General features: G+C 40.7%; 26 protein-coding genes. 8 read left to right on the top strand and 18 right to left on the bottom strand.

Annotation, left to right across the window (positions count from 1 at the left end):
* Positions 1-21: 21 nt before the first annotated feature.
* From FTU36_RS06845 to pheS, 3 genes are all read right to left on the bottom strand, one after another.
* Positions 22-318 carry an integration host factor subunit alpha gene (locus tag FTU36_RS06845; RefSeq protein WP_004783565.1) on the bottom strand — a complete coding sequence of 99 codons (297 nt, stop codon included), beginning with the start codon at positions 316-318 and terminating at the stop codon, positions 22-24.
* Complete coding sequence (gene pheT / locus FTU36_RS06840; RefSeq protein ID WP_180020962.1) at positions 315-2,696, bottom strand: phenylalanine--tRNA ligase subunit beta; 2,382 nt, start codon at positions 2,694-2,696, stop codon at positions 315-317. Before pheT ends, FTU36_RS06845 begins: the two co-directional genes overlap by 4 nt.
* Before the next feature lie 130 nt (positions 2,697-2,826).
* Complete coding sequence (gene pheS, locus FTU36_RS06835; RefSeq protein WP_078192633.1) at positions 2,827-3,807, bottom strand: phenylalanine--tRNA ligase subunit alpha; 981 nt, start codon at positions 3,805-3,807, stop codon at positions 2,827-2,829.
* Between the two features lie 159 nt (positions 3,808-3,966).
* Here pheS and FTU36_RS06830 point away from each other — a divergent pair, with 159 nt between their 5' ends.
* Positions 3,967-4,995: a hypothetical protein gene (locus tag FTU36_RS06830; protein ID WP_180117183.1), complete on the top strand. Its 1,029-nt coding sequence runs from the start codon at positions 3,967-3,969 to the stop codon at positions 4,993-4,995.
* Positions 4,996-5,079: 84 nt separating this feature from the next.
* Here FTU36_RS06830 and FTU36_RS06825 read toward each other — a convergent pair whose 3' ends face one another.
* The 3 genes from FTU36_RS06825 to FTU36_RS06815 form a co-directional block, all read right to left on the bottom strand.
* A complete protein-coding gene (locus FTU36_RS06825) occupies positions 5,080-5,292 on the bottom strand; it encodes a hypothetical protein (RefSeq protein WP_180117181.1) in 213 nt (70 codons plus the stop codon).
* 109 nt (positions 5,293-5,401) lie between these two features.
* Positions 5,402-5,953 (bottom strand): AAA family ATPase, encoded by a 552-nt coding sequence (locus tag FTU36_RS06820; protein ID WP_180007236.1) that lies wholly within the window; start codon positions 5,951-5,953, stop codon positions 5,402-5,404.
* Positions 5,954-6,023: 70 nt separating this feature from the next.
* A complete protein-coding gene (locus FTU36_RS06815; protein ID WP_180117179.1) occupies positions 6,024-6,404 on the bottom strand; it encodes a hypothetical protein in 381 nt (126 codons plus the stop codon).
* A 46-nt stretch (positions 6,405-6,450) separates the two neighbouring features.
* Between FTU36_RS06815 and FTU36_RS06810 the strand changes: the two genes are divergently transcribed.
* Positions 6,451-7,626 (top strand): hypothetical protein, encoded by a 1,176-nt coding sequence (locus FTU36_RS06810; protein WP_180117177.1) that lies wholly within the window; start codon positions 6,451-6,453, stop codon positions 7,624-7,626.
* A gap of 67 nt (positions 7,627-7,693) precedes the next feature.
* Here FTU36_RS06810 and rplT read toward each other — a convergent pair whose 3' ends face one another.
* Positions 7,694-8,053 (bottom strand): 50S ribosomal protein L20, encoded by a 360-nt coding sequence (gene rplT / locus FTU36_RS06805; protein WP_004647525.1) that lies wholly within the window; start codon positions 8,051-8,053, stop codon positions 7,694-7,696.
* Positions 8,054-8,064: 11 nt separating this feature from the next.
* Complete coding sequence (gene rpmI, locus FTU36_RS06800) at positions 8,065-8,259, bottom strand: 50S ribosomal protein L35 (RefSeq protein WP_065994397.1); 195 nt, start codon at positions 8,257-8,259, stop codon at positions 8,065-8,067.
* Positions 8,260-8,482: 223 nt separating this feature from the next.
* On the opposite strand from rpmI, the gene FTU36_RS06795 reads away from it, so the two are divergent.
* From FTU36_RS06795 to FTU36_RS06785, 3 genes are all read left to right on the top strand, one after another.
* Positions 8,483-9,736 (top strand): MFS transporter, encoded by a 1,254-nt coding sequence (locus tag FTU36_RS06795; RefSeq protein WP_180117200.1) that lies wholly within the window; start codon positions 8,483-8,485, stop codon positions 9,734-9,736.
* 104 nt (positions 9,737-9,840) lie between these two features.
* Positions 9,841-10,575, top strand: a complete 735-nt coding sequence (locus FTU36_RS06790; RefSeq protein ID WP_180062967.1) for an energy transducer TonB — start codon at positions 9,841-9,843, stop codon at positions 10,573-10,575.
* A gap of 60 nt (positions 10,576-10,635) precedes the next feature.
* The gene (locus tag FTU36_RS06785; RefSeq protein WP_180020973.1) at positions 10,636-11,382 is read left to right on the top strand and encodes an energy transducer TonB; all 747 of its coding nucleotides are present in this window, start codon (positions 10,636-10,638) and stop codon (positions 11,380-11,382) included.
* Here the strand turns inward: FTU36_RS06785 and FTU36_RS06780 are convergent.
* Both FTU36_RS06780 and FTU36_RS06775 read right to left on the bottom strand, forming a co-directional pair.
* Positions 11,370-11,798, bottom strand: coding sequence for a YqaA family protein (locus FTU36_RS06780; protein WP_180062965.1), 429 nt, complete (start codon positions 11,796-11,798; stop codon positions 11,370-11,372). The two genes, FTU36_RS06785 and FTU36_RS06780, sit on opposite strands and share 13 nt — an antisense overlap.
* A gap of 12 nt (positions 11,799-11,810) precedes the next feature.
* Positions 11,811-12,095 carry a hypothetical protein gene (locus FTU36_RS06775; protein WP_078192639.1) on the bottom strand — a complete coding sequence of 95 codons (285 nt, stop codon included), beginning with the start codon at positions 12,093-12,095 and terminating at the stop codon, positions 11,811-11,813.
* 211 nt (positions 12,096-12,306) lie between these two features.
* On the opposite strand from FTU36_RS06775, the gene FTU36_RS06770 reads away from it, so the two are divergent.
* Positions 12,307-12,642 (top strand): energy transducer TonB, encoded by a 336-nt coding sequence (locus FTU36_RS06770; protein WP_180117175.1) that lies wholly within the window; start codon positions 12,307-12,309, stop codon positions 12,640-12,642.
* A gap of 77 nt (positions 12,643-12,719) precedes the next feature.
* Here FTU36_RS06770 and FTU36_RS06765 read toward each other — a convergent pair whose 3' ends face one another.
* The gene (locus tag FTU36_RS06765; RefSeq protein ID WP_180020979.1) at positions 12,720-13,337 is read right to left on the bottom strand and encodes a glutathione S-transferase N-terminal domain-containing protein; all 618 of its coding nucleotides are present in this window, start codon (positions 13,335-13,337) and stop codon (positions 12,720-12,722) included.
* A 315-nt stretch (positions 13,338-13,652) separates the two neighbouring features.
* Here FTU36_RS06765 and FTU36_RS06760 point away from each other — a divergent pair, with 315 nt between their 5' ends.
* Positions 13,653-14,114 carry an Hsp20 family protein gene (locus tag FTU36_RS06760; RefSeq protein ID WP_168378471.1) on the top strand — a complete coding sequence of 154 codons (462 nt, stop codon included), beginning with the start codon at positions 13,653-13,655 and terminating at the stop codon, positions 14,112-14,114.
* 700 nt (positions 14,115-14,814) lie between these two features.
* Here the strand turns inward: FTU36_RS06760 and infC are convergent.
* The 4 genes from infC to FTU36_RS06740 all read right to left on the bottom strand — a co-directional run bounded on the left by infC (position 14,815) and on the right by FTU36_RS06740 (position 20,108).
* Complete coding sequence (gene infC / locus FTU36_RS06755; protein ID WP_078192643.1) at positions 14,815-15,363, bottom strand: translation initiation factor IF-3; 549 nt, start codon at positions 15,361-15,363, stop codon at positions 14,815-14,817.
* Between the two features lie 5 nt (positions 15,364-15,368).
* On the bottom strand, positions 15,369-17,291 hold the full coding sequence (thrS, locus tag FTU36_RS06750; protein ID WP_180065882.1) for a threonine--tRNA ligase: 1,923 nt from the start codon (positions 17,289-17,291) through the stop codon (positions 15,369-15,371).
* Between the two features lie 327 nt (positions 17,292-17,618).
* Positions 17,619-18,770: an alanine racemase gene (locus FTU36_RS06745; protein ID WP_168378469.1), complete on the bottom strand. Its 1,152-nt coding sequence runs from the start codon at positions 18,768-18,770 to the stop codon at positions 17,619-17,621.
* Positions 18,771-18,827: 57 nt separating this feature from the next.
* Positions 18,828-20,108, bottom strand: coding sequence for a D-arabinono-1,4-lactone oxidase (locus FTU36_RS06740; RefSeq protein WP_180040930.1), 1,281 nt, complete (start codon positions 20,106-20,108; stop codon positions 18,828-18,830).
* Positions 20,109-20,642: 534 nt separating this feature from the next.
* On the opposite strand from FTU36_RS06740, the gene FTU36_RS06735 reads away from it, so the two are divergent.
* Positions 20,643-22,283 carry an acyl-CoA synthetase gene (locus FTU36_RS06735; RefSeq protein WP_180117173.1) on the top strand — a complete coding sequence of 547 codons (1,641 nt, stop codon included), beginning with the start codon at positions 20,643-20,645 and terminating at the stop codon, positions 22,281-22,283.
* A 175-nt stretch (positions 22,284-22,458) separates the two neighbouring features.
* Here the strand turns inward: FTU36_RS06735 and yjgA are convergent, their stop codons facing one another.
* Genes yjgA through rapZ form a run of 3 tightly spaced genes read right to left on the bottom strand, consistent with a single transcriptional unit; the run spans position 22,459 to position 24,112 of the window.
* Positions 22,459-22,992 carry a ribosome biogenesis factor YjgA gene (yjgA, locus tag FTU36_RS06730; RefSeq protein WP_078189593.1) on the bottom strand — a complete coding sequence of 178 codons (534 nt, stop codon included), beginning with the start codon at positions 22,990-22,992 and terminating at the stop codon, positions 22,459-22,461.
* A gap of 2 nt (positions 22,993-22,994) precedes the next feature.
* A complete protein-coding gene (locus FTU36_RS06725; protein WP_067763492.1) occupies positions 22,995-23,264 on the bottom strand; it encodes an HPr family phosphocarrier protein in 270 nt (89 codons plus the stop codon).
* On the bottom strand, positions 23,261-24,112 hold the full coding sequence (gene rapZ / locus FTU36_RS06720) for an RNase adapter RapZ (protein ID WP_078189595.1): 852 nt from the start codon (positions 24,110-24,112) through the stop codon (positions 23,261-23,263). Before rapZ ends, FTU36_RS06725 begins: the two co-directional genes overlap by 4 nt.
* Positions 24,113-24,122 lie beyond the last annotated feature (10 nt).

Raw genomic sequence — 24,122 nt, 5'->3', positions numbered from 1 at the left:
TTTTAAATGAAAAAAAGCAGATCAATTGATCTGCTCATTCCCCACACGTTGACGGAACTTCTGCCCCGCGCGGAACGTAACAACACGGCGTGCAGAAATCGGAATTTCTTCACCCGTTTTCGGGTTACGGCCTGGGCGTTGACGTTTATCACGCAACTCGAAGTTACCGAAACCAGAGAGTTTAACTTGTTCCCCAGAGATTAGCGCTTGGCTAATCTCATCGAAGAATAACTCGACCATTTGTTTTGCTTCACGACGGTTTAAACTCGTGAGCTCACTTAAATGATCAGCCATTTCTGCTTTTGTTAATGCTGTCATGAAGCCCTCAATGTCGCCTGGTAAGTGTTTTCCAACACCTGAAGTATGTTATCCATACCGGTTTTGATTTCAGCATCTTCTAATGTACGTGTTGGATGTTGCCATTGAATTGCAAATGCCAATGAGCGCTTGCCTTCTTCGACACCTTGACCAGTGTACACATCGAATAACCAAACTGCGTCTAAAAGTTCACCGCCTGTTTTTTCGATAAGTTGCTGAATTTCACTAACATTAATCTTATCACTAATTAAAAGCGCAATATCACGTCGAACCGACGGAAAACGTGATAATTCTGTAAAATTAGATACATAAGTTTGCAAAACAGCCGATTGATCCAACTCAGCAACCCAAGTTGTCGCCAAATCCAACTCATCTTCTAAAGATGGGTGTAAACGACCGAAGTAACCAATTGATTGACCATTGACTAAGATTTCAGCAGATTGACCTGGATGCAACCACGTACGCTCTGAACGTACATATTCAACATTTAAACGTGCAGAATTTAAAATCTCTTCTACATCGCCTTTAAAGTCAAAGAAATCCATTGGCTGTGCTTTACCATGCCAAGATTCAGTCGTACGCGAACCTGTTGCAACCAGTGCAAATGTTGGGATCTGTTTAAGATCATGAATGCTGTTCGCACCTTGATAATCAAAACGTAGACCAAGCTCATAGAAACGCACACGGTTTTGTTGACGGTTCACGTTGTATTGCACACATGGGATCAAACTTGATAATAAGGTTGAACGCATCACTGCAAGGTCGCTAGAAATCGGGTTTGCAAGCGCTAGTGGTTGAACCTGTGGATTCAATTGTTTCTCTAGTTTCGCATCTGCAAAGCTAAAGCTAATCGCTTCTTGATAACCCAAAGCCACTGCAGTTTGACGTAACTGAACCAATTCAAATTGGTCTTGGTATTTCGCTAGTTTGACATCAATCACCGGCAAGCTAATTTGAATATTGTCGTAACCGTGAATACGTGCTACTTCTTCGATGAGGTCTTGATAAATCGCCATGTCAAAACGATGTGATGGTGGTAAAACAGTCCACTCACCTTCTGCTTTCACAGTGACATTGCAACCCAAACGCGTTAAAGCATCCGTAATAAATGCAGATTCAACTTTATAACCGAGCAGTTGATCAACTTGCGCTTGGTTCAGTTCAATGGCTTCACGTTTTGGTAATAACTCTACTTTTTCAGCAACAGTAATTGGACCAAACTCACCACCAGCTAAATCAGCAATAAGCTGAGAAGCACGATGCATTGCCGTCATCGGCAATTCAAAGTCTACACCGCGTTCATAACGCTGAGATGCATCGGTATGCAAACCAAAACTACGTGCACGACCTGCGATATAGAGTTGATCAAAGAACGCCGACTCAAGGAAAATTTCAGTGGTATCGTCAGAAACGGCTGAACTTAGACCGCCCATGATCCCTGCAATCGCCAAGGCTTTTTGATCATCCGCAATCACCATCACGTTTTCAGATAATTTAACTTCTTGTTCATTCAACAACGTTAACTTTTCTGCTGCTGTTGCTTGGCGTACACGAACTGCCCCTTCAACTTTACCGCCATCGAATGCATGTAAAGGTTGACCCAATTCCATTAAAACGTAGTTGGTAATATCGACCAAAATACTGTGCTGACGAATGCCTGCACGAGCTAATGCACGCTCCATCCACTCAGGAGTTGGTGCTTTGGTATTGACGTTTTTGATCACTCGACCTAAGTAACGTGGGCAACCATCAGTTTCAACAACAACTTTCTTCTCATCAGTAATTGTTGCAGCAACTTCTTTAATTTCAGGGGCAGTCACAGGGAGTTGATTAATCACACCAATTTCACGTGCAATACCACGAATACTGAAGCAGTCACCACGGTTTGGCGTGATGCTGATATCAATCACATTGTCATCAAGATCTAAATATTCACGCACATTTACACCAACAGGTGCATCGGCAGGAAGCTCTAATAGACCGTCGATTTTATCTTCAAGATCAATTTCAGACGCACCGCACAGCATGCCTTGTGATTCAACACCACGAAGCTTGCCTTTTTTAATTTTGAAATCGCCCGGAAGTACTGCACCAATGGTTGCTACAGGAGCTTTCATGCCTACACGTACGTTTGGAGCTCCACAAACGATTTGTAACGGCTCGCCTGAACCGATGTTTACAGTAGTGACACGTAAACGGTCAGCATCGGGATGTTGAACCACTGTTAAAACTTCACCGACTACTACACCAGTAAATGGTTTTGCAGCAGGAGATAAATCATCAACTTCTAAACCTAACATGGTCAGTTGGTCAGAAAGTGTATCGCTATCAATGGCTGGGTTAACCCATGTACGCAACCAATTTTCGCTAATTTTCATTGTATAAAAACCTATTAATTCTAAATTTCTAATCCCCTCTAGCGCCCCTTTAAAGAAAGAGGACGAACCCTAAGTCATGATGGACACCCCCTCTCCTTTTAGGAGAGGTTAGGGAGAGGTATAAAACTGTTTAAGCAAATTGGCGTAAGAAACGCACATCATTTTGGTAGAACATACGCAGGTCATTAATGCCGTAACGCAACATGGCAAAACGCTCTACACCTAAACCGAAGGCAAAGCCTTTGTATTTTTCTGGGTCGATGCCAGCGGCTTGTAAAACGTTTGGATGCACCATACCGCAGCCCAAAACTTCCAACCATTTACCACGTTCATCCATGATATCCACTTCCGCACTTGGCTCTGTAAATGGGAAATAAGATGGACGGAAACGTACTTTCAAATCTTTTTCAAAGAATTCATTTAACAAGTTAACCAACAAACCTTTTAGTTCTGCAAAGCTGGTGTTTTCAGCCACATACAAACCTTCGATTTGATGGAACATTGGCGAATGCGTTTGGTCCGAGTCACAGCGATAAACACGACCAGGACACACAATACGGATTGGAGGCTGCTGATTTTCCATCGTACGAATTTGCACGCCTGAGGTATGCGTACGAAGTAAATGATTCGCATCAAAATAGAAAGTGTCGTGCATCGCACGTGCAGGATGATGACCCGGAATGTTCAATGCTTCAAAGTTGTGATAATCATCTTCAACTTCTGGACCAGTCGCAACAGTAAAGCCAGCTTTGGTAAAAAATTGGCAAATACGTTCTTGAACTTGAGTCACAGGGTGAATACTACCCACCGTTTGACCACGGCCGGGTAAAGTAATATCAATCGTTTCGCTAGCAAGCTTTTGTTCTAATGCAGCTTTTTGTAATTCAGCTTGACGAGCAGTCAGTGCGCCAGTAATCGATTCACGAACGGCATGAATTTGAGCACCAAAAACTTTACGTTCTTCTGGGTCCATTTTACCGAGCGACTTCGATTGTTCCGCGAGCTGGCTTTTCTTCCCTGTAAATTGCACTCGCACTTGGTCGAGTGTAGCAAGGTCCTCTGCTGCTGCAATCGCAGCGAGCGCTTCAGTGGTCAGGGCTTCCAGTGACATAGTAACTCTCAAAGCAACAATTTAAAAAAATAATATAAACCCCTTATTCTAACAGTTTTTAGCCGTTATGATGAAGCGCATTCACAAGTTAAAATTGCATTAGCATCAAGTTTTAAAAAAAGTATAAGATAAACACAATATCAATGGGATCCAATCTTTATGGCACTCGATCCAATCTGGAAACAACAGCTCACACTCGTCACTTATGGCAATGAATTTCTCAACCAAGGTTTGAGTTTTCAACGTTGGTTGAATCACCACATTTTTGATCAGCACAGTTTCCATTTTCGTGATTTGCTATCACAGCATTTATTGGCTCAACATTTCCAAATTTGGCTAGAGGGCTTAAAAAAACAAGGGGTACAACGCTTAAGTTTACATAGCTCTAGCTTGCTGAATGATGAACAAAATCCGAATGCTAACGTTGAACTTCTTCCCTTTGCCCATTTTATTGTGAGCCACGAACAAAATAAAAAGCAGGCATGGATTTTTGGTAAAGAACTTGCCGAGTGGTATAACGCAGAAAATGACTATGAAGCACCGGCATCCCAACAACTACAAATACGTCGCGAAACTTTTTGGCGCTATGAGCTGAACCATAAACTCATTAAACGCATTGAAGCGGATATGCAGTTACCCAAATGGGATGATATTCATAACTTCACTGAAGCAGAATTATTTTTGCAAAAACCGGCGGAAGGTTTTATTGAGCCGGAGGTGTTAGGCACACCTTATTATGGTACGCAGCCCGATCTAAGCAGCGAATCGAATGAATCCGCAAAACTTGCACTCTTGCCAACGGATGCACAAGCGGATTTCGCACATGACAGCTTACATCGCCTAGAAGCATTAAACCGCCATATTCAGTCTAAAATTCAGCATCCCTATCACGCAGATGGCAGCATCTATACACCTGAAGAACAGTTAAATTTGCGACATTTTGCTCAAAAAACTGAAGATTTAACGGCAAAATTTATTGTAAAAGTCGCCAATCACTATAAAACTGCACACTTAACTCCTGTTGTTGAAAGCTCTCCTCTGGATGGTTTTAAAACTGAACAAAGAAAATCAAATCCTCAACATGCACACACGCCAAATCCAACCCATAAACCCGGTGCAGGTGGAGTGATTACTTTAATTATTATTACGGTAGTGATTTGCTTATTGGCTTATTACTTCGGACTTTAACTGTATAAATATGATCAACACTAAAAAGCCCTTCTCATGGAAGGGCTTTTTTATGAACATGCTTATGTATGAATGACCTCAAAATTATGAGGTCATTAAATAATTAAACGGACGAATTTCTAATCGAACGCGATGCTGATCAGCATGTTGATTAATATAATGACTGACAGAGACTACTTCCCCCTCAAGCTCTGCGTCTGCACCATACATGATTTTGACCGCCTCACCTTTGCGGGGAATCATTTCGAGTTCTACTGTGATGTTGCCTTGACCCATTCCAACAATTTCAGCCAACATTTTATTTTCCTTTTGTTTTTTTCTATCCATACATTAGGCATGGCGCAAAGCTTGGTATAAAGATTATTTCTGTAACTTGGCTGCACTTTTTATTTTTGCAATATAAAACTTAAACATCAAAAACATAAGAGCCCAATTGTTCTAAAAACGCATCAACTGCAGTTGGTGTCTCTAATCGAATCCATTGAATATGTTGATATTCAGGTGCAGTCATCATCTGTAGATATTTTTCACGATTTTTTTTATGGGTCTTAATCATCCACCAGACAATGGAATCTCGACCAAACATCCGCCACAAACTTTCCTGATTATTTGAATCTGGCCAAAGATCTTGTTTGGACTTAGCCCGAGAAATCGCGCGCTTTACAGAGCGGTATAAATTGACTGGAAACGGTAGATCGAGCCAAATCACCGTATCTATTTCCGACCATTTCACCGGAATCGCCCGAGTATAGTTGCCATCAATAACATAACCATTTTTTGCTTTGGCAATTTCAGCTTCGATACGTGCAAAAAAGATTTCGTCAGGACACTCCTGCCAATCATCCAGCCAAAATAGGTTATCCAGTTCAATATAATGTAACCTTAATTTTTCCGCCAAAGCTCTGGAAAAGGTTGATTTTCCAGTGGCTGATGTACCGACTACGTTTATTCTTTTCATTGTCATGATGATCTACTTGAGTCTGGTGAATCTACTCCAAGATAACAGCATTGGATCTGTAGGTTAACTTTTATTCTTTACGATAATTTAAAAGATCTGCATCGATATTGATAAAGTCAGGCTTTGGGATTTGTTCAAATTGAACGGCTAATATATGCGACTGACTGGTTATGCATGCTTTTGCGACTCGATGCATACCATCCATCACTCGACCACTAGCACATAAAATAATGGGATAACTTAAGTCCGCAGCATTTACCAATTCCAGATGTTCAATAATTTGCTGTGTGGTCGGAGCAGATTTTGGAAACCAATAAGCTTCGTTCAACTCTTGAATGTCACTTACAGGAATTTGCTGAACCTTGAAATTTTGACTGAGTTTTACTAAGTGATGTACATCCCAAATATACGTATCGTCGCCTACTTGGCGGAAGTGATACTGTTTGCGCATCAAGCAGTTACCTTTTAAGTCAAATTAAAGCTAAGATAGCTTACAATTGAAAAATAAAAAATGCTTCATTATGATAGATCATTACGAGCAATTTATTCTTGGTTTGCAATATAACGCTCAACGCTTTTTTAAACAGAAAATTTACTATGACGAGATTTTGCACCCATGGTGCGGCCAAGCTTGCGACATTTTCTTGATTCGCGATTTTAAAACCAATGCATTACTACATGACTCAGTTGATCATTTGATTATGTATATGGCTGAAAAGCGGATTAGAACATGCTCACTTTATCCATTTGATCTTCTTTTTGAGCATGCAAAACTTAATCAACATACTCATTTTGACTTTGTAAAAACCAACTACCCTCTTGCTGTTTTCCACAACAATTTAAATCAAGCCTTTGCACTGGTTCAAATCCAATCTGAAACGAAAATTTTAGATATCAGCCCTATTGGTGATCCTCGGGAGTTTTGGGGTGCAAGTTCCACACAATTTCATGACGCATTCGGGCTGTTTACATTAATTGAGCTCAATCAACAACAGCGCAACGAATGCTTTTGCTTTGATAAAAAATCGAGTTGGAGGAGTTTAGTAAATAGCATTCAACTGGATTTATTTGAACATCCGTTTTCTACCCACATTCAGCCTCAATTTAAACTAATCCATAATTTGTATTATTATGGCCTTCTGGATGACTCACTCCCTCTTTTGGAGAATCCTCAAGCTTCACCTCAAGTTGGATTAAGTCTGCTTGAAATGCTCAATTCAATCGAAGCTGCTATCCAAAATTTAAAACATGTAAAAAACGAAAGCTCACCGATCCATTTATTTACAACCGAAGAAAATGCACAACTATTGGATTATGAGTACAAACTGTCAGAACACCATGTAGATGTCACGTGCTATACAGCCAATCATTTCAACCGCGAAAATTTAGTCAATGATGAAGAGAAAGCTGTACTCAAACAACTACAGAAAAAATACCCCAAAGTTAATTATTTCAAGGCAACATCTGATCAAGCTCTTTCCGCCACCAACACTTCAACAGATAAAGAGCCTGAAAAACCATGGGTTGTATTTTTTTCTTTAGTTTTAATTTTTGCCATGCTATTCGCTTTACTTTATGGCTTTTATTTACTTTTTAAACAATTTGAGTTTATAAAATTTGCCGCAATCACAATTGGCATCATTGTGTTTTTAGCCATATGGGCGAAAAAATAAGATGTCTAATCAAATTCGTCCATAAAAAAAGACCGCTAAAAGCGGTCCCTTTTTAAGTCATAAAGACTTATGCAGCTAATGCATCTTTAGCTTTAGAAGCTAAAGCAGCAAACGCAACTGCGTCATGCATAGCGATGTCAGCAAGTACGCGACGGTCGATAATCACTTGAGCTTTTTTCAAGCCAGCGATCATACGGCTGTACGACAAACCATTTTGACGAGCACCGGCATTGATACGCGCAATCCATAGAGCACGGAATTGACGTTTCTTTTGACGACGGTCACGGTAAGCATATTGACCTGCTTTGATTACTGCTTGGAACGCTACGCGATATACGCGTGAACGAGCGCCGTAGTAACCTTTAGCACGAGCAAGAATTTTTTTATGACGGCGATGAGCCTGTACACCACGTTTAACACGAGCCATTTATAATCTCCTTAGATGTATGGGCACATACGGCGAACTGAAGCAACGTCACTTACGTGAACCATTACACAGCCGCGTAATTGACGGATACGCTTAGCAGATTTTTTGGTCAAAATGTGTCGTTTGAACGCTTGGTGACGTTTAAAACCGTTTGCAGTTGGCTTGAAGCGTTTAGCTGCACCACGGCGAGTTTTCATCTTAGGCATAAGAACCTCTTTTGAACACCTGTTCGGCACGTCTGCACCATTGCAAAGACGCCCTGCAGGTAAGGGAGCGAGTATTCTAAAGCATCTTTGCTCAAAACAAAAGCGAATCTTTCTACCGAATATCGAACTTAATTAATTTTCTGATATAGATTTTCCGATGATTTTATAAGCGATGCCCAATAAGGCTTATATAATGTCGGCACGCCAACTATTAATGTCCATTATGAAACCTGCACAGGATGCTTTTGCAGCCCTACGTTATCGGGATTTCTCGATTGTTACGCTCAATCAATTTTGTCTGACCTTAGCCATTTTGATTCAAGAAATTATTGTTGCTTACTCACTGTATCAAATCACTAAAGACCCGCTAACACTGGGCTTAATTGGTTTAGCTGAAGCAATTCCTTTTATTGCTCTCTCTTTGTGGGGAGGATACTTTGCAGATCGTTTCAATAAACAGACCATTATGAAAATTTGTCTGTTTTTTTCTATACCGATGCCACTGATTCTTTGGGGGTTATTTCACCAATATGGACTCGGGCAAATTGATGTCACCCAACTGTCTTGGGGGATTTATGCGGTCATTTTTGGGCTTGGAACCATCCGAGGTTTCTATAATCCCTCGGCAACGTCGCTTAAGCCTTTTTTAATCCCGCGTGAGCTCTATGCCAATGGTGCAACATGGACAACGATTGGTTGGCAAAGTGGGGTGATTATTGGGCCAATGCTCGGCGGTTTCATGTTGGCATTTTTGGGCCGTGAAACCAGTTTGCTCAGTGTTGCGGCGCTACTGACAGTCTGCTTCGTCCTCATTAATCTGCTCAGTAAACGCAGCTTCCCTAAAATTGAATCTGACAATTTAAAAGATAGTTTAAGTGAAGGTTTTCGTTTTATCTGGAAAACCAAAATTGTCCTTTGGGCGATTTCACTCGATTTGGTTTCTGTGCTTTTTGGTGGCGTGATTGCCCTCTTACCGATTTTTGCCGAAGATATTTTAAAAGTGGGGCCTGAAGGTTTAGGCTACTTACGGGCAGCACCGTCTATTGGCGCCCTGATCACTATGATTGCATTGACCAAATTCCCTCCAACTCATCATGCATGGCGTAATATGTTATTGGCTGTAGCGGGTTTTGGTGTATTTACCATTTTATTCGCATTTTCAAGCAATCTTTGGTTATCACTCTTTGCACTGGCAATGACTGGGGCATGTGACAGCGTGTCTGTGGTGGTTCGTCAGACCATTTTGCAACTTTATCCACCTGAAAATATGCGAGGTCGTGTTGCTGCGGTGAATGGCATGTTTGTTTCTAGCAGTAATGAACTTGGAGCTTTTGAATCGGGACTTGCAGCAAAATACATGGGCACGATCATGGCGACACTTTTTGGTGGTTGTATGACCATGGCTGTTGTTGCAATCAGCTGGGCAAAAACCCGTGACTTGTTTGGGATCGACATTACCCATCAGTCAAAAAAATAATGGCATATTTTCCATTTAAACCTTGCCAGTATTTCCAATACAGGAAATACTGCGCAGCAATATCGACGCATTCATCACTCACATTGTGATCTTAGAATAGACTTATGAAACAATATCTGTGCTTAACCCTTTTGGCCTGCGCTCCATTTTCTACAGCGTTTAGTGCTTCAACCAAAACCCATCAACTTCCGGCACAGAATATTGAAGTTGCTCCTGCGCATTTAACCACGCGTTTAAATTGGTCGGTTTTTCCAAAACCAGTATATGCCAATGAAGACCTCAAGCAACGTGACCGCGCGGCCATTATTCGTGTCACAGCGAATGCAAAAGGTACAATTACCGATGCAAGTGTTGAAGAAAGTACAGGTGTCGATCAACTCGACCGAATCTTAATTTCTGCTGTCAAAAAAGCTAAAGTCAAACCACATTTAGAAAATGGTGAAGCCAAAGCCATTATTGGCTATCAAGCGTTTAATTTGAGAGTTAAAGGCAATACACCTGAATGTGATTTCAACTTTGATTCAAAAGTTTGGAATGCACAAAGTGCAGATAAGAAAACGCCATTCCAATATGTATCTCAACCAAAATTAGATCTCACTAGTCATGAGTTGAAACAGCATGATCGTAAAGTCAAATTTAACTTTAAAGTGGATAAACACGGACAAGTAAAAAAGGTCAAGATCAAGCAAGGCTCTGGCATTTATGCACTCGATCAGAAAGTCGTTGAAGCACTAAGAAATAGTCAGATCTCGGTTAAACGTACTGCGAGCACCCTTTGGATCTATAAAAAGTCGAACTTTAAAGATGAAATTCAATTTAAAGTGAATGGCTGCTCATAATCTCAATTTTTAGCGGCATTAAAATAATGAATTGGCGTGCCGCGCACTGATGGAATGACTATGTTGAAACAATATACAGCAATAGGTCTAATGCTCTGTGCAAGCACAGTGATGTGCACGCAGTATGCTGCCGCTGAGACTGCGCCCGCCAGCGAAGTAAAAATATTGCAAGACAGACCTGTCAGCTGGATGCGCGCACCCAAAGTTAAATTTGAGCCAGGAGATCTGGAAGGACGCCCTAGATTTGTCAATGTCGCAATTGATGCAGACAACTCGGGCAACATTACCGCAGTCAAAATCATCACCAGTTCAGGCTTGCCAGATTTGGATGATATGGTCATTAACGCGGTAAAAAAGGCACGCTTCAGGCCTTATATAGAATCGGGCATCAGCTATCCCTTCCGAGCGACGCAGCCATTTGAATTTAATGCTGATGACTATTCATCGACACGTAAAACACCAAAAAGAAAGCCCATCAAAACCTGCTGGGCTGATTTTGAGCCCGAGGGCTTGCAGCTCCAACAGTCTGGCCAACATAGAACATTTCAATACAAAGACGTCCCCGCAATGAAGCTGCCGATGACGGAATCTGAAGCAAAACAATTCAGCATAGATTTTAGTTTTAGCGTAGATCGTAAGAACCAAATTTCCGATATTCGTTTAATACAAAGTCCAAGTGATCCAATTGCCCGCTTGCTATTAAAGAAATTTGAACTGGCAAAAATCGAAGCGCCACGTAAGTTTTATCAGATCTTTAAAATTCAATTTAAAGAGCGCATTCAGCTGAAAAATATTCAATGTAATTGAAAAAATAGCCCGTAGATAAACAGATAACGTCCAATTTTGGCGATACTGACCAGTGTGAAAAATCGCCAGAAGTTTTCTTTCATTAAACCCGCGATTAAAGTAATTGGGTCTCCAATAATCGGCAGCCAACTCAGTAGCAAAGACCAATAACCATATTTGTGATAAATACCCTGTGCCTGCTGCATTTTCAGCTCTGACACGGGAAACCATGTTTTATTTTTATAATGTTCTATTTTTAAACCGAGCCACCAATTTACACAGGAACCGAAGATATTTCCGATACTGGCCACCAAAATCAGCAGCCATGGATTATGTTGACCATAGGTCAGCAAGCCGAGCAATACGGCTTCGGACTGTAAAGGAAGTAAGGTCGCAGCCCCAAATGCCGCGAAGAATAAAACTAAAAATGACCACATCGAAACGAATGCTTAGAGACCTAATTTTTTCTTCGACTTCAAATATTCAAAATTTGACCAAAGCACTGCTGCAACAATTACAACGATTCTCGACCATTTATATTGTGAAGAAATCGGTTCAATCGCAGCCCGCATCAAGTTTTGATCTTTGGTATGTAAATCTGCAAGAATATTTTGAACATGCACAATTTCAGCGACAAATAGCACTAAGCAGCCTGCAATACCAAAAATAATACTCCAATAGATTCTTGGGTTATTTTCAACAATACGGGTAAAATTTAAGAAAAAGTCTTTCATCGCAAAATCGTCCAACTAAGCCGTCAACAACGCGTTCTTTTCGGCAGCGCCGCATTCTAACACAGCGTTAGAATTTTCTTCCGTCCTATCTAAAATCTTAAGGGGAGTCTTTCCGCACTTTACTTTTATACATGAGACTTCTAATCTGCCACGCAAATATTGAATAATTTTAACTCACTTTATGAAAAAAATTCTTTGCTTAAGTTTTATCGTGTTATTACAAATTTTGACCGCTTTATATGCACAAAGTCCTTCTGAAGTTGCCAAACAACACGTGATTACACAAGATCAAATGATTTGGCAAAAGCGACCTTTCTTTAACTTCAACAATGACGATCTGGGCAATCAAAATCGTGACCTTAGTTTTAAATTGTATGTTTTAGCCACCGGCGAAGTTCAAAAAGCTGAATTAATCAAAAGCTCTGGACTTACACACATTGATAAGCGGGTTGAGCAGTCACTTTTACGTGCCAAGTTCAAACCTTATATCGAAAATGGTGTAGCCTCCCCTTTGTTGCCTTACAGCCCTTCTCACTCAAGATACTGAAAGAAAACCAAAGACCTTGGTGGAAAAAGCTTCTATTCATTCCATAAAAAAAAGAGCATGTTTCCATGCTCTTTTTTTTAAACCTGTATCGCTAAGGCTTTTTGTACCGCTGGACGGGCCGTCAGTCGATCGATATAGTCTTTCACGTATGGATAATCTTCCAGCTGAATTTGCTGCCATTCATGACGCAGTGCCCAAGGCAGAATAGCCATATCTGCAATCGAATACTCTCCAGCCACAAATTTTTGACCAATCAACTGATGGTTCAAAACTTTATATAAGCGTTTAGATTCATTTACATAACGTTCAGTTGCATACGGAATACGTTCAGGTGCAAAACGACTAAAATGATGATTTTGTCCTAACATGGGCCCAAAACCACCCATTTGCCACATCAACCATTGTTCAACTTCAACGCGCTCAAACTCATCTTGTGGATAAAACAAACCTGTTTTACGTCCAAGATATTGCAGAATCGCACCAGACTCAAAAACTGAAATCGACTCTCCTCGTGGGCCATTCTGATCCACGATTGCAGGGATTTTATTGTTCGGAGAAATTCTCAAAAAGTCTGGCTGAAATTGATCATTTTCCAAGATATTAATCGGAAAAATTTGGTATTCCAAACCCATTTCTTCTAAAGCGATGGTAATTTTATGTCCATTGGGTGTACCCCAATAGTAGAGATCAATCATCTATATTCCTTTTTAATTTTCAGTAAGGCAATCTCATTTTGCTTTATGTATAACATGTTTAATCCAGTGAAAGCTTGTCAGTTTTTCTGAAAAGTAACGTTAAAATGTGAATTATAACTTTGCTTTTAAAATCACTTAAGGTACAAAAATTCAAAAAATATAATTTTTTTATAAAAATCCCTTGAAAAAAATCAGCACAGACCGATATTGATACATGTACAAGGATCAAACGATCTTGTTAGTGAACAGTGGATGCCAAGCATCACTGAACATTTCTTATTGTTACAACTTTGCTTATTAAAGAGAGTTCTAATTATGAGTAGTTTAAATCTTAACCCACTTTTCCGTCGTAGCATTGGTTTTGATCGTTTCAACGATTTATTTGATTATGCCATGCAAAGCGACACACCAAATTACCCGCCATACAATATTGAAAAAACGGCTGAAAATAGCTATCGCATTGTGGTGGCAACCGCAGGTTTTACAGAAGATGAACTTTCGCTAAACTTAGAAAATCAAGTGCTAAGCATTTCAGGTAAACCAACTGAAGCGCAAGATACAACTGTGGAATTCCTGCATAAAGGCATTGCTCGTCGTACATTTAAACTGTCTTTACGCTTAGATGAACATATAGAAGTGCAACAAGCCCTATATGAAAATGGTTTATTGACAGTGGACTTACAGCGTATTATTCCTGAAGAAAAACTACCACGCCAAATTCCAATTGGCAAAAAGGCATTGATAGAAAGTCCTGTCCAAGAAAATAGCGCTGAGTAAACTCTCATAAAAAAAGACCCTTCGGGGTCTTTTTTTTGAAAAAAATAGTTAAATTCGTAACATGATAAAAAAGAATTAAAATCATCCCATCTCAAAAATATAGTGTCTCGATTGCAAATTTTATGTTCTGATTTTTTATTCCAAACTAAATACTCCCTATAGGTGTTTTAATGAATCTTTGGTGGGTCTGGCTTACAAACTGTTCATCCACTCTTTTTCAATTTTGGCGTATCTTGCAAAAAATAATCCTACTTTGTATTACTATCTATTTCTATGAAATGTACTTTGTTCTGATTGCTTTTATGACATGGAATATACGACCTAATATTACCAAGATGAAAATCTATTGGAGGGTACTGAAAATCCCCATCTCACGGCCGGTGTTATGTAAATAGATCTCACATAGTTAGCTCAATAAAAAGCTTTGCTCACTTTATACCTACATTAAAACTAAATTAAAGCATTTCAAAACGTCTGAATCGAAACAACGATTGAATATCTATTAAAATATAATCAAATTTGTCTTTCTTAAAGAAACTTACTTAATACCCTCAGACATAAGTTCGCATTCATGAATTTTGCTCTATTTTCCAATCAATACGCAGCAAAAATTATTGGTGCCCTTGAACATCATTGAGATTAAAAAACCAAAATATAGGCAAAAAAAGCACTGCAAATGCAGTGCTTTTTTAATGGATACTTACTTTTTCTTTTTAGGACCAAGCAGCATACCCATTTGACGGCCTTCCATTTTTGGTGTTTGTTCAACAACACCATAGTCAACCACGTCAGCTTCAATTTTTTGCAATTGAGCCAAACCTAACTGTTGGTGTGCCATTTCACGACCACGGAAACGAAGCGTGATTTTTACCTTATTGCCTTCTTCAAGGAACTTGATAATGGCACGTAGTTTAACGTTGTAGTCACCAACATCAGTACCAGGGCGTAGCTTGATTTCTTTCACCTGTACTTGATGTTGTTTTTTCTTCGCTTCTTTTTGCTTTTGTTTTAGATCAAACAAATGCTTGTTAAAATCCATGATTTTGCAGACTGGTGGCTCAGCATTAGCAACAATCTCAACAAGGTCAAGATCTACTGCTTCTGCAGCACGCAAAGCGTCAGCAAGAGATACAATCCCTTTTTGCTCGCCATTTTCGTCTACTAGACGGACTTCTTTTGCACGAATTTCATCATTCAAGGCAGGACGGTTTGATTTTCCGCCCTGTTGATTACGGTCAGGCTGTTTAATCGCTTTTACTCCACAATGTACCGGCCGCGTTCGGCTACGGCTGCTTTTACTAGGTCAACGAATGCATCAATTGACATAGTACCCAAATTTTTTCCAGAGCGAGTACGGACGTTTACAGTACCTTCCTCAACTTCACGGTCTCCAAGAACCAATAAGTAAGGAATACGCTCTAAAGTACGTTCACGAATCTTAAAGCCGATTTTCTCATTTCTCAAGTCTGAAATCGCGCGGATACCGCTTTCTTTAAGTTTAGCGACGACTGACTCACATGCTTCAGCTTGTGAATCGGTAATGTTCATCACACATGCTTGAATTGGAGACAACCAAGGTGGCATGAAACCAGCATAGTGTTCAATAAGTATACCAATAAAACGCTCGAAACTGCCAAGAATTGCACGGTGCAACATTACAGGCTGATCACGGTCGTTATCTTCAGTCACATAAGATGCGTCAAGACGTTCTGGTAAGTTAAAGTCACATTGAATTGTACCGCACTGCCATACACGACCTAAGCAGTCTTTCAATGAGAATTCAATTTTCGGACCGTAGAATGCGCCTTCACCCGGTTGAAGTTCCCACTCTAAGCCAGCAGCATCTAAAGCATCTGCCAAAGATTTTTCCGCCATATCCCAAAGTTTGTCATCACCCACACGTTTTTCTGGACGTGTCGACAACTTCATTTGTACTTCTTCAAAGCCGAAGTCTTTATATACATCTAATGTCAGTTTAATAAAGTCTGCAACTTCAGTACCGATTTGTTCTTTGGTACAGAAGATATGCGCATCATCTTGCGTAAAGCCACGTACACGCATAATGCCGTGTAATGAACCTGATGGTTCGTTACGGTGACATGAACCAAACTCAGCCAAACGAATTGGAAGATCACGGTAAGATTTCAAACCTTGGTTGAAGACTTGCACGTGACATGGGCAGTTCATTGGTTTTACTGCATAGTTACGGTTCTCTGAGTGAGTCGTAAACATGTTTTCAGCATAGTTTGCTGCGTGACCTGATTTTTCCCAAAGCGTGAAATCAACCACTTGCGGTGTACGGATTTCTTGGTAACCGTTGGCTTGTTGAACTTTACGCATGTATTGTTCAAGCACTTGGTAAATAGTCCAACCGTTTGGATGCCAGAACACCATACCCGGCGCTTCTTCTTGCATATGGAACAAGTCTAACGCTTTACCAATTTTACGATGATCGCGTTTTTCAGCTTCTTCAATACGTTTGATGTAGGCAGCTAACTGTTTTTTGTCCGCCCAAGCTGTACCGTAAATACGTTGTAGCTGTTCGTTTTTCGCATCACCGCGCCAGTAAGCACCAGAGATTTTAGTCAACTTGAACGATTTTAAGAATTTGGTATTTGGAACGTGCGGACCACGGCACATATCCAAGTAGTCTTGATGGTAGTACAAGCCCATTTCAGTTTCTTCAGGCATGTCTTCGATCAGACGCAGTTTGTATTCTTCGCCACGTGCAGTGAACTCTTTAATCACTTCATCACGTGGAGTCATTTTTTTGATGACATCGTAGTCTTGGTCGATGAGCTTTTTCATGCGCTCTTCGATTGCTGCCATGTCGTCTAAAGTAAACGGACGTGGCATCCAGATGTCATAGTAGAAACCTTCTTCAATGACAGGACCAATGACCATCTTTGCTTCTGGGAACAATTGCTTAACGGCATGACCCACCAAGTGCGCACAAGAGTGACGAATGATGTGAATACCATCTTCATCTTTAGGCGTGATAATTTGTAGGCTTGCATCTTCTGTAATTAAATCACACGCATCAACTAAACGATCGTTTACACGACCCGCAACTGTATTTTTTGCTAGACCAGGACCGATGCTTTGAGCAACTTCCATCACAGACACGGCATGATCAAATTCTTTTTGATCGCCATTTGGCAAAGTGATAATTGGCATATAAAAATCCTTAAGGAGTGATGCCCCGTACAATGGAGCATGTCACCGCGAGATTATGATCGAGGGAGACCCCCCAAAAGATAAAAACGGTGGATAAATAAAATTCGACCTAAATTTTACACGCCCTGCCAACTTTAATAAACCTCTAATCCCATGGAAGTTGATTTTTCTACCGCCTTTTACAAGACTCCTGATAATTCAAGCAGATTTCAACTGAAATGCGCTTTATGCTGTCAACATAATAATCACGTTCTCATTTATAACTGATGTTACGCACGTAAAAAAAAATTGCGAAACAATTGAACCAAAGAACGTAAGGACGCTTTTTTATTCTCTGAATGTCTCTAAGGCGATCAATTGATCTGATTGATACAACCAAAGCTGTGCAAATTGAGGGATGATCATTTCACTTTGCGCAGGGCGTAAAAAAATATAATCATCTATGTCTATGCTACTTGTCTGCGGAATTTGCACAAGTTCCTGATTACTACTTCGACCATATAATGCATGGGGCTGACTGCCTTGAGGATAAACATAGTCCCCTCGCCAATAGCCTCCATAAATAAACACAGCCTGAGATTTTGCCCAACGACTGAGCCATTCTAACTGTGGTAATTCAGTCCGCGGCAACACTTTTAACACTGGTGTGGCGAGCCACAAGGCACTTTGGAAAGCTTGTAAATTTTTCAGTTCAAAATCTGCGGGTTTTAATAACATCGAGCCAAACGAGACTTCGTTACAGACGCTCTGCTGATAATGAAAACTAAAACTAGGACTACCACCACCATTCCAACAGGTGTGTTCATCACATAAAGTTGGATAGCGCTGTTGTACATAAGCTTTGAATTGTTGATAACTTTTCTGGGATTGTTGATAAGTCTGTTCAGCAGATTGAATCAGTCGTGGAATCTTCGCCACATGTGCGTCATAGCCCATCAATCCTGAAAATTTTAAATGTTGAGGATGTTGAACGATTACATCCAAAATAGCCTTTAGCTCATCGATCGTTTTCAGACCACCGCGGTGTAAACCCACATCGATTTCAATATTGATGCGTAGACACAGTTGATGCTGCTCAGCAAATTTGAGGTATTGGGCTAAACGCTGTTCACTATCAATCAGCCATTGCACTTGCGATTGCGTGGCCTGCAAAACTGCCTTGTCTGCATGCTTCAAGGCCTGAATTGGCATCGGTTTTCCAAACAACACATCGGCTTGTGGCATCGACTCGAAAAGTGTTTTCAGATGTGCAAAATGAAATAGCATGAAACGCTGTGTCTTGAGCTGTGTAGCACAGTGTTGAAGCAATGCCATGCACGCCAAGGATTTCACTACCAAGCGCGGATGCAGACTATGTGGTATTTGCTGCTGAGTGATCACCAAGTTGTGATTTAATGCATCAACATCCACGATTAACTGGGGCATCCCCGTCCCGTTTTGCTTTAACAGCGTATTCAACTGTTGAAAATATGCATCCATGCCATCCCCTTTTTCATATCGTTCAATTGGTCTTCAGTGTTTAACCTTCCACGACGCTTATTCAATCAGTAATTGCTGTAGCTCTGGACTGAGCCACTTTTGCTGAGGATCTAATTCTTGTCGAATATTCAAAAAATCTTGCCACTTGGGGTACACATTTTGAAGCTGCCGCGCATTTAGGCTATGCAATTTCCCCCAATGCGGACGCCCGCCATATTTTAAAAAAATCGGCTCCACGAGCTTAAAGATGACTTGATAATCTTGCTTATAGAACTGATGCACCGAAATTGAGGCCGAATCTTGCTGATAAAACGGACTGAGCCAAATATCATCCCCACGTACAAGTCGATATTCTAGCGGGAAAAACATCGGAACCTTATGTCGTCGAAGGGTATGCAAAATTTCTTCTAAACAATTCATCCCGTGTTGCAGCGGAATCTGGTATTCCATCTCATTAAATTTGGTACTTCGAGCAGAAGGAAAAATTCGACTTGACCAGTCTACGTTGATCGAAGGTTTGACAAAAACACCTAATAATTTTTGTAGCCATGGATTCAGTGGTGGAAAAATTCGCGTCAATTCTGCACAAAGTTTGAGTAATACGTCGTCATCTAAGCACTGTTCTTTTCGAGGTTGAAGGTTATCTTCCGTCTCATCTAAGGTTTTTAAAATAACCTGATCGGCATGACTAAATGCCCAGAACTCAATATGTCGATGTTCATATTGCCATTGCTGCATATTCTGCATGACATCGTTCAGTGGACATAATCGCGTCTGTTCTTTGAGTTTATACATCGGTCGATTTTGCAGCTGTACATGCGTCAGCACGCCTAAACTCCCGAGTGAAACACGCCCTGCTTGGAAAATTTCGCTGTTCTGTTCAGCACTGCATTGTAGTAACTCGCCCTGCGCGGTTAATAACTCAAACCCCTTAACCAGTGCCGATAAACACGGCAATTCGAGTCCTGTGCCATGTGTCCCTGTTGCGATAGCTCCAGCCAAACTTTGACGATCAATATCTCCTTGATTGATCAGTGCCTGATCAAAAGACGCGAGCTTCTCGCCCAAATCAAATAATCGTGTGCCAGCTTGGACGGTACTTTGGCAGCGTTCAGCATCGATATCTAGAATACCTTTGAGATGATCTAAACTTACTAAGGTATCTGTAGTTTTTGCCAAAGGGCTAAAAGAGTGCCCTGCGCCAACCATACGAATCTTAGGTTGGGATTGAACCACCTCCATTAACTGCTCAAGATTTTTCGGTTGTATAAATGACTTCGGGATCGACTTCTGAGCACCTGACCAATTTTCCCATGCAATGTCGTGTTGAATTGTCATATTCATCCTTATCGCCATACTTTTTATTGTATTCAGCCGTATTGTTTTATTTTTGATTTCCGCTTTTGCAATGTTGATGCACAAGCCATCTTGATTTTTTACTTAGATTATACGAAGTTCAGCATCTACTCAAATTTAAGTTTATTGTTATAAAACAGCAAATAATCCACGATCAATTAAAGAAAATATCATTCGTTTATATCCCCACAAAGACTATTCAAGGCGCTCTACATTATTCGTTAAGCATCATTCAAACCGAATCAATAAAAAAGATCACACACAGAAATATCTGCCAAATCAGTATAAAAACCAACAACACCTATATATTTTTCAACTAAATTATTTATGCTAAAAAATCAATTTTGAGAACCACAGGGTTCATTTTCGTCACTTTACTGTTTTTATTTTATTCAATTTCAATAACTTAAGAATTTAGTGTAAATACTCGACTAAAGCATAAATGCAGAGAAGCTACGGACTGAATTATTGTTAAGTCAGATTTAAAACAAATAGACATGGACTTGGAGTACCACGATGGTTAGCGCATACGATGAATTGCCACGGACCCCGGCAAATTTTGTGGCACTTTCGCCTCTACGTTATTTAGAGCGTGCAGCTTATATTTATCCTGATCAGGATGCCATTATCCATGGCAATCGTCATATTTCATGGCGCCAAACATATAACCGCTGTCGTCAATTTGCACATCAGTTGCAACAATTAGGCATTGGCAAAAACGACACCGTGTCTGTGTTATTACCGAACGTTCCGGCTATGGTTGAAGCACACTTTGCCGTACCGATGGCGGGTGCTGTACTAAATACGCTAAATACACGCCTTGATGCGAAAACCATTGCCTTCATGCTGGAACATGCAGAAACCAAAGTCCTGTTGGTTGACCCTGAATTTGCTCAAGTTGCCACCGAAGCTTTAGCTTTAATCGATCAAGAGATTTATGTCATTGATGTTGCAGATGCTGAATTTGAAGGCACAGCACAACCGATTGGACAAATTGAATTTGAAGACTGGTTGGCGCAAGGCGATGCCAACTTTGAGTGGCACTTACCTCAAGATGAATGGGATGCGATTAGTTTAAGCTATACCTCGGGTACCACAGGGAATCCAAAAGGCGTGGTGTATCATCACCGCGGCGCATATATCAATGCAGCGAGTAACATCATTGCTTGCGGCATGACGCCACGTGCAACGTATCTGTGGACGCTTCCTCTATTCCACTGTAATGGCTGGTGCTTTGCTTGGACAATGGCAGCCAATGGTGGAACCAATATTTGTCTACGTAAAATCGACCCTGAACTGATTTTCAAACTGATCGCAGAACACAAAGTAGATTATTTCTGCGGTGCGCCAATCGTACTTTCAATGATGATCAATACGCCTGAAGAGAAAAAAGCACAATTTGACCATCGCGTTGAAGTGATGGTTGCTGGTGCAGCGCCACCTGCAGCGATTATTGAAGGGATGCGTAATATTGGTATCAATGTCACACATGTTTATGGTTTGACTGAAACATATGGTCCATCGGCACTTTGCGCATCGCAAGCTGGTTGGTCTGATCTTTCCATTCAAGAACAAGCACAGTTGCATTCTCGCCAAGGTGTGCCATACCCGCTTCAAGATGGCATGAAAGTCATTGATCCTGAGACCATGTTACCTGTTCCGCATGATGGCCAGACCATGGGTGAAATCATGTTCCGTGGCAACATCGTAATGAAAGGTTATTTGAAAAACCCAGAAGCAACGGCTGAAGCCTTTGCCGGTGGCTGGTTCCATACCGGCGACTTAGCAGTCTGCCAACCTGACGGTTATGCCAAAATTACTGACCGCTCTAAAGATGTGATCATTTCAGGGGGTGAAAACATTTCATCGCTCGAAGTAGAAGAAATTCTATATCAACACCCTGCTGTACTGACAGCTGCAGTGGTTGCAAAACCTGACCCTCGTTGGCAAGAAGTGCCTTGTGCCTTTATTGAATTAAAAGCAGGTAAAGAAGCAACGCCTGAAGAACTGATCGAATTCTGTAAGCAGCACCTTGCACGTTTCAAAGTACCTAAAGATGTAGTGATTACCGAAATTCCAAAAACCTCGACAGGTAAACTTCAGAAGTTCGTTCTCCGTGAATGGGCTAAAGAGCGCGCTGTTGGTGAATTTGGTTAATGTTAAAACTCAAAAGCCAAGCATGATTTTTTCAATCATTTAAGCAAAAAAAGCGACCTAATCAGGTCGCTTTTTTGATGTGAAGTCTATAACTTCACGTTTTGCTTCAATGATCAGATCATGTTGAATTCTCTGATCATTGAGCTATCTAAGTACTTGGCTATCTAATCATGCATTAGTTATCAGATAATAAAGCCACTTGTTGAATGTAGTTAAACAATTTCAACTTTGACGCAGTCAGTTCTTCTTCGCTTACATTTTTTGCTATATCACGTTGAATACGCAAAATATGCTGACGAATAGGATGATGTTCAGCAGCATTATGTGCTTTCATGAACTCTTTAATGACGGGATCACCTTGGGCAATCATACGTTCAGTCCAGCGTTGAAGCTGCGCTGTTTTTTTCGCACCTTGCTGCGGGGTTAAGTAAGATAAAATCATGGTTTCATCTTCATTACGCAGTAATTTACCTACACGTTGAAACTGACGGCGTCGCGCTTCATGTGAAGTAATTGTTTGTGCATCTAGTAGTGCTTCGATCAGACGCTCTTCAACAGGAAGATTTTTAATCTGTTTAGGATTCAGTTTTGCAAGTTCCTCGCCCAAAGCAGCCATACGTTGTACAGCTTTCTTTTGCTCAGTTTTACTTGCACGTCCTTCTAAGGATTCAAAGTCTTCTTCGGTATAGCGGTTCGGTCGACGTGCCACGTTTAATCTGCCTCGTAAAATTTTGCCGCAAACAGTGCTTGAATTTCAGATAAAGCTTTTTCTTCATCTGCACCTTCAATCACTAAGCGTAAAGTTGTGCCCTTGCCTGCACCAAGCATCAGCAAAGACATAATATTTTTGGCATCTACTAATTTTCCACCCTTACCAATTTGAATCGACGAGCGAAATTTGGTCGTGACTTCGATTAGCTTGCCAGATGCACGCGCATGTAAACCCAGTTTATTAATTACGTCAACAGTTGTGTCGATCATGACCAGTGCTTCATTTCTCTATGTAGAACCTGAATAGACCATTTTGCCTCAAGTGCTTTTTTTAGTCTATCTACGATATATACCGAACGGTGTTGCCCACCTGTACAACCGATCGACACCGTCATGTAATGACGATGCCCTTCGGCAAATGCCGGCAGCCATTTATCCAAGAAATTATAAATATCTTGGAACATTTCATTGGTTTGTTCACTTTGCTGTAAAAATTGACGAACTGGCTCATCTAATCCTGAATACTTACGTAATTCCATATCCCAGTGCGGATTGGGCAAATGACGGACGTCAAAAACATAATCTGCATCGAGTGGAATACCATGCTTATAGCCAAAAGACTGTAAGATCAAAATTAAATTATCTGCCTGTCCGAGTTTAGACAGCAAGGTATGTTTTAAATCATGTACGCTCTTGTCTGTAGTATCAATATGTACTGTCGAGCGTAATTGAATCGGCAACAGTAAAGATTTTTCTTCCTGTATGCACTCATTTAAACTTTTGAAACGACTTGCCAACGGATGGGGACGTCGAGATGAACTGAATCGCGCAATCAATTCCTGATCACGCGTGGTCAAATAAATAATATCGACTGAGCCATGGCGTTGTAGCTGTTGAAAAACCAAATCGAACTCTTGTAAATCTGCACGTGTACTGCGGACATCCACACCCAGTGCCAATTGTTCAAGATTATTTTCTGAATCGAGTTTTTCAACAATTTCGGGGAGTAAGGCCAATGGCAAATTATCGATACAGTAATAGCCCAAATCCTCAAGTATCTGTAATGCAGATGACTTTCCAGATCCAGATTGTCCTGTAACAATTAAAATGCGCTTCATCGCTTGCTAC

This window comes from Acinetobacter sp. YH12096 (assembly GCF_013419215.1).
In the GTDB taxonomy this organism is placed as follows: domain Bacteria; phylum Pseudomonadota; class Gammaproteobacteria; order Pseudomonadales; family Moraxellaceae; genus Acinetobacter; species Acinetobacter amyesii.
Note: the sequence above shows the minus strand (reverse complement) of the source record. Positions and strands in the feature narration are given on the sequence as shown.